The sequence below is a fragment of the Collinsella sp. TF05-9AC genome (genome assembly GCF_003438495.1).
GTDB lineage: Bacteria > Actinomycetota > Coriobacteriia > Coriobacteriales > Coriobacteriaceae > Collinsella.
Window position 1 is genome coordinate 1 of the sequence record NZ_QSSH01000065.1, and the last position, 1,637, is coordinate 1,637.

Annotated in this window: 1 protein-coding gene; it reads right to left on the reverse strand. The window is 71.3% G+C overall.

Annotation, left to right across the window (positions count from 1 at the left end):
• Positions 1-226: 226 nt before the first annotated feature.
• Positions 227-1,519 (reverse strand): IS30 family transposase, encoded by a 1,293-nt coding sequence (locus DXC52_RS09850; RefSeq protein WP_117747104.1) that lies wholly within the window; start codon positions 1,517-1,519, stop codon positions 227-229.
• Positions 1,520-1,637 lie beyond the last annotated feature (118 nt).

Below are 1,637 nucleotides of genomic sequence, written 5' to 3' on the forward strand. Positions count from 1 at the left end.
GGTTGATTTCCGATCTCAGCCGAACACATTAGGCGGACAGGCCGTTCCCGCAGCTAGCCGAACGCCCCCGAGGCCCCATCCGGGCCCCGGGGGCGCCGTTTTCCCAGTTGAAGGAACGGTGGAGATGTGTTTCGATGGGTCCGGTGGCCATGCTCCGCCCTCCGCCCGGCACCTCTTCCCAGACTCAGCCGGACGGTCGGTCAGTCTATTCCGTTTTGCCTTCAGGCTAGGCCAGCGGGGCATCGCCCCTCTCTGCGCGCGCCCTCTCGATGAGTCCCGGCGTCAGGTCGAGCTCGGCCAGAGGCACATCCTCCACGCCGTAGGCGTCAAGCAGCGCCGCCGCATCGTCCCCGAGCATCGCCCTGAAGGCGCGGGCGGGCGTCGAGAAGCCGAGCGCGCCGCGGGGCTCGGAGTTCACGTGCGACATGGCGAGCGCCATGTCGGCCGGGGATAGCCGGTCGAACCTGATTCCGGCGCCCTTGGGCAGCAGCTTCCTTATCTCGACGTGGTTTCGCTCGCAGGCGCCCTTCTGGTCGCTGCGGCGCGGGTCGCAGTAGAACAGCCTCGTCTCGCCGGGCCCCTCGCCGAGCAGCGCCGCGATCGCCGCCTCGTCGGAGAACTCCGCGCCGTTGTCGGTGAGCACGGCGCGGAAGACCCTCCCCATGCCGTCGGCGCCGAGGACCTCCCTGATATCGCCCAGGGCGTCCGCGACGCACCCGGCGGTCTTCTCCTCCAGCGGCAGCGCGAGCTGCAGCCTGCTGGGGCGGTGCAGCAGCGTGAGCAGGCAGGCGGAGTCCTCCCGGGCGCCCTCGACGGTGTCCATCTCCCAGGCCGCGGCGCACGCGTCCTCCCCGAGGGCGAGGAACGCGGCATGCGACCTGCGGGCGGAGTGGCGCGTGGCCGCCCGGACGGCGGCGCGCCTCCTCGGCCTGTAGCCGACCTTGCGCCTGAGCTCCATGTTGGTCATGCCGTCGTAGCCCGCCGCGACCCAGCGGTAGATGGTCGACGGCGACAGGTCCACCGGCCCTCCGTTGCATGCGGCCATCTGCTCGGGCGAGAGCCCCCGGCGCAGGCAGTCCCTGATGGCCTCCAGCCTGGCCGCCGCGGCCGGCTCGTCGGCGTCGATCCCGCGCCTGGACGAGACGAGCACCGAGTCGGCGCACAGCTGCGCGGCGCGGGCCTCGTAGAAGACGTGCGGGCGGCGCTTGCAGCCCATCGCGCGGTAGCGGCCGCACCCGTTGCAGCAGCGCGGCCACGCCGCCAGGCGCGGGCAGGCCGACGACAGGTCGGTGTCGGCGCCCACGCGCTCGCCGCGCCTGGGCTTCGGCGCCGTCACGAACCTGTGCGACGCCACCTCGGCGCTCACCGTCGAGGGCGACCTGCCCAGCTCCCTCGCGATCTCCCTGCACGAGGCCCCGCGCTCCAGCATCCTCTGGACCGTGTCCCGCTCGTGCCTCGTGAGCCTTCCGTAGGCCCTCGGGGCCGCTTTCGCGGAACCCTTCTTCCTCTTTCCGGACATGCCGTCCTCCGATCTCCCGGGGCCGGCCGGTCCGGCCCTCAGGGTATCGGGTTCCCACATTCATCCGCACATGTACGGATGAATGTGGGAGGTGTTCGGATGAAGTCGATAATCAAGG